Here is a 3734-nt window from a genome sequence, read left to right as displayed (position 1 = left end):
CAGGTGATCTGCGACCTCGGCGCCATGAACCGGATCGAGGAGATCGACCCGTCCGCGCGCGTGGCGATCGTTGAGGCCGGCGCGACGCTTGGGCTCCTGCAGGAAGCGGCGGCCCAGCATGGGCTCGACCCCGGCATCGACCTTGCCGCGCGCGGCAGCGCCACCATCGGCGGCATGGTTTCCACCAATGCCGGCGGCATCATGGCCTTCCGCAACGGCACGATGCGCCACCGGGTGCTCGGCTTAGAGGCGGTGCTGCCGGACGGGCGCGTGTTTTCAGACCTCACCCGGGTGCTGAAGACCAGCGCCGGCTACGACCTGAAACACCTCTTCATCGGCGCGGAGGGTACGCTGGGCATCGTCACCCGCGTGGCGCTCCGGCTCGACCCGGTCGCGGGAGCGAGCGCGACCGCGCTGGTCGGCGTGCCAGATGCGCAAAGTGCGCAGCGCATCGTGCGGCATTTCCTTAGGCAAACCGGCACGCGGCTCAGCGCCGCCGAGATCCTGTGGCAGCGCTTTGCCGCTCTCATGCAGCGGACGCTGGGCTATGCGCCCGGCAGCCTGCCGCTGGAGGCGCCCTGCCTGCTGGTGCTCGGGCTCGGCGCCGACAGCATGGAGGCGGCGCGAGCTGCGCTCGAGGACGGGTTGGCGGCGGTCTGGGACGAGGCCGGCATCATCGACGGGCTGGTGGCGAGCTCCGACGCACAGGCGGAAGCAATCTGGCGGCTGCGCGAGGAGACCGAGCAGATCGAGCGCATGCACCATCTGCCGCCTTCATTCGACGTGTCAGTGCCGGGCGGCGCGCTGGACGACTATGTGGCGCGCATCGAGGCGGGGCTGAAGCGGGTCGACGCCTCATACGCGCCTTACGTGTTCGGCCATCTCGCCGACGGCAATCTGCACATCTCCATCAACACCGACGGGCCGGTCCCGCATGAGCGGCACGCGGCGATCGAGGACGTGCTCTATGAGGGGCTTTGCGAAGCCGGCGGCTCGTTCTCGGCCGAGCACGGGGTGGGGCTCGACAAGCGCGACGCCTATGAGCGCCACGCCGACCCGGTGAAGCGGGAATTGGCGCGGAAGGTGAAGGCGATGATCGATCCGGGCAACGTGATGAATCCGGGGAAGGTTGTCGGCTGAGGTGGCGCCTTTTCCTCGCCCCCACGGAGTGGGGGAGAGGTGGCTCGGCGAAGCCGAGACGGAGCGGGGGAACTCCCTACAAAGGCCCCCTCTCCGGCTCGCTGCGCTCGGCCCCTCGCCTCCGCCAAGGCGAGGGGCCAAAGGCGATTCACGCCGCCAATTGCACCTCGCGCGCCGCCGCGATCATGACCCCGGCGAGCAGGCCGTAAGCGGCTTCCCAGGCTTCGCGCACGTCAGCCGTGAAGGCAGGGCCAAGGCCCCGGGTCGAGCGTCTCCTGGAGTCTGACATGCGCGACAATCGCCTCCGGCCGTTTCGCGGGAATGCCGGGTGACACGGCGAAGTGTTTCAGGCTTGTCTCCGCGCGGTATCCGATAGCGGGAGGAGGTTACTCGCGCCCAGCGCGAGAAATCATGCACCGCCGGCGGACAGCACCCCCTCTGGTCTGCCGACCATCTCCCCGCAAGGAGGAAGATCAGATGGCGCGTCGGCTCTCGCCAATCCCCCCTTGCGGGAGATGTCCGCCGGGACATTGGGGATCACGGCGCCAGCCCGGATACGCACCCCTTCACGGGGGCGAGGAATCCAGACTGACCAGCCGCTTCGCCGCCTCCGCCGCGGCCGTGCAGTAGCTCGGGTCGCCATGGATCAGGATCATCACCATGGCGCCTTCGATCAAAAGGGCCAGCTCGCGCGCCCGCGTTTTCGGGGCCGGCACTTTCGCCTGGCCAAGCAGCGTCTCCAGGTGCCGCTCCATCAACGCCTTGTGCTGGCGGGCGATGGCGCGCGCGGGGTGACCTGACAGGTCGGCAAGCTCGATGGCCAGCCGGGTGAAGCCCGAGCCAGCCCAGCGCGGCTTGGACGACCATTTCACCAGGCCTTCGAACAGCTTGTCGATCAGCTCGGCCGCGCTGCCCGAAAGGTCGATGCCGTAGTTCTGGAAGTCTGCGAAGGTGCGCTCGTGCTGCGAGGCGAGCACGGCGGTCAGCAGCGCGTCCTTGCTGTCGAAGTGATTGTAGAGCGTGCGCTTGGTGACGCCCGCCGCCTCCGCGATCTCGTCCATGCCGACGCGGAAGAAGCCCCGGCGGCGAAACAGCTTGTAGGCCGCCTGCAGTATTTCGGGCCTCGTCTCTTCGGACGCTCTGGGCATGGGGCGCTGCCGTGGCCGTTGAAAGTATACTTGCTAGTGAATTTACATCGGCGGGCAAGCGGCCTTCAATCATCGGTGCAAGCTAATATTCGATGGGAGGCGACCATGGAAAGAGTAGTCCCCACGGCGCTCGATGTCCCGACAGGGATGGTGACGCTGCCTGATGCGATCGGGGCAGCCCCGGCGGCGCCAAGGCTGATGACGGACATGACCTGCATCGAGGACCTGCGCCGGGCGGCGCGCCGCCGGGTGCCGCGCGTCTTCTTCGACTATGCCGAGGCCGGCTCCTATGCCGAGCAGACGCTGCGCACCAACCGCGCCGACCTCGAGCGCATCACGTTCAGGCAGCGCGTGCTGGTCGATGTCGAGCAGCGCGACACGGCAACCACGATCCTCGGCGAGAAGGTATCGCTGCCGGTGGCGCTGGCGCCGATCGGCCTCGGCGGCATGCAATGGGCCGATGGCGAGATCCTTGCCTGCCGCGCGGCAAAGGCTGCCGGCATACCCTATACGATGAGCACGATGTCGATCTCATCGATCGAGGACGTCGCGCAAGCCGTCGGCAAGCCATTCTGGTTCCAGCTCTATGTGATGAAGGACCGCGGCTTCGTGCGAGCGCTCGCCGAGCGGGCGCTTGCCGCGCGCTGCAGCGCGCTGGTGCTCACCGTCGACCTGCAGGTGCTGGGCCAGCGCCACGTCGACATCAGGAACGGGCTTTCGGTGCCGCCGGCGCTGAAAGTCCGCACGATCCTCGACATTGCCAGCCGGCCGGCCTGGGCGGCCCGGATGCTCACGGCAAGGCGCTGGACCTTCGGCAACCTCGCCGGTCATGTGAAGGGCGAGGACAACATCAAGGCGGTGGCCGACTGGGTGGCGCACCAGTTCGACGCGACGCTGAGCTGGAGCGACGTCGAGTGGATCCGCAGCATCTGGCCGGGCAAGCTGATCCTCAAGGGCATCCTCAATGTCGACGACGCGCGCTCCGCCAGCAAGGCCGGCGCCGACGCCATCGTGGTCTCCAACCATGGCGGCCGGCAGCTCGACGGCGCGCCGTCCACCATCTCGATGCTGCCGAGGATCGCCGAGGCGGTGGGCTCGGAGGTCGAGGTGCTGTTCGACGGCGGCGTGCGCTCGGGCCAGGATGTGATGCGTGCCCTAGCCTTGGGCGCCCGCGCCTGCCTGGTCGGACGCGCCTATGTCTACGGCCTCGGCGCCGGCGGCGAAGCGGGCGTGGCGACAGCCATCGAGATCCTGCGCAAGGAGCTGTCGGTCACCATGGCGCTGACGGGAACACGCAGCATCGCGGAGATCGACGGCAGGGTGCTGAATTAGGGTGGCGCGCTCCCTTCTCCCGTTCACGGGGAGAAGGTGCCCGCAGGGCGGATGAGGGGCGGAGCGAGCATCAGAGACGCCGGCGGGACAGCACCCCCCTCTGGTCTGCCGACC

At 68.3% G+C, this 3734-nt stretch carries 4 protein-coding genes; 2 read left to right on the top strand and 2 right to left on the bottom strand.

Going from position 1 to position 3734, the window contains the following annotated elements; all coding sequences use genetic code 11:
• A partial coding sequence (locus EOA29_RS28745) for an FAD-binding oxidoreductase (protein ID WP_145969843.1) occupies nt 1–1140 on the top strand: 1140 nt, incomplete at its 5' end.
• 148 nt (nt 1141–1288) lie between these two features.
• Here EOA29_RS28745 and EOA29_RS28740 read toward each other — a convergent pair.
• The gene (locus tag EOA29_RS28740) at nt 1289–1429 is read right to left on the bottom strand and encodes a hypothetical protein (RefSeq protein ID WP_189350159.1); all 141 of its coding nucleotides are present in this window, start codon (nt 1427–1429) and stop codon (nt 1289–1291) included.
• 277 nt (nt 1430–1706) lie between these two features.
• Complete coding sequence (locus EOA29_RS28735) at nt 1707–2288, bottom strand: TetR/AcrR family transcriptional regulator (RefSeq protein ID WP_126094733.1); 582 nt, start codon at nt 2286–2288, stop codon at nt 1707–1709.
• A 198-nt stretch (nt 2289–2486) separates the two neighbouring features.
• On the opposite strand from EOA29_RS28735, the gene EOA29_RS28730 reads away from it, so the two are divergent.
• A complete protein-coding gene (locus EOA29_RS28730) occupies nt 2487–3620 on the top strand; it encodes an alpha-hydroxy acid oxidase (RefSeq protein ID WP_126095976.1) in 1134 nt (377 codons plus the stop codon).
• Nucleotides 3621–3734: the final 114 nt, after the last annotated feature.

The organism is Mesorhizobium sp. M1E.F.Ca.ET.063.01.1.1 (assembly GCF_003998155.1).
Classification (GTDB): domain Bacteria; phylum Pseudomonadota; class Alphaproteobacteria; order Rhizobiales; family Rhizobiaceae; genus Mesorhizobium.
The sequence above is the reverse complement of the archived record's forward strand: the minus strand, read 5'-3'. Positions and strand labels throughout refer to the sequence as shown.

Bases quoted from the DNA above. Each gene is read 5' to 3' on its own strand.
- EOA29_RS28740 (WP_189350159.1), bottom strand. From the start codon at position 1,429: ATGTCAGACTCCAGGAGACGCTCGACCCGGGGCCTTGGCCCTGCCTTC.
- EOA29_RS28735 (WP_126094733.1), bottom strand. From the start codon at position 2,288: ATGCCCAGAGCGTCCGAAGAGACGAGGCCCGAAATACTGCAGGCGGCC.
- EOA29_RS28730 (WP_126095976.1), top strand. From the start codon at position 2,487: ATGACGGACATGACCTGCATCGAGGACCTGCGCCGGGCGGCGCGCCGC.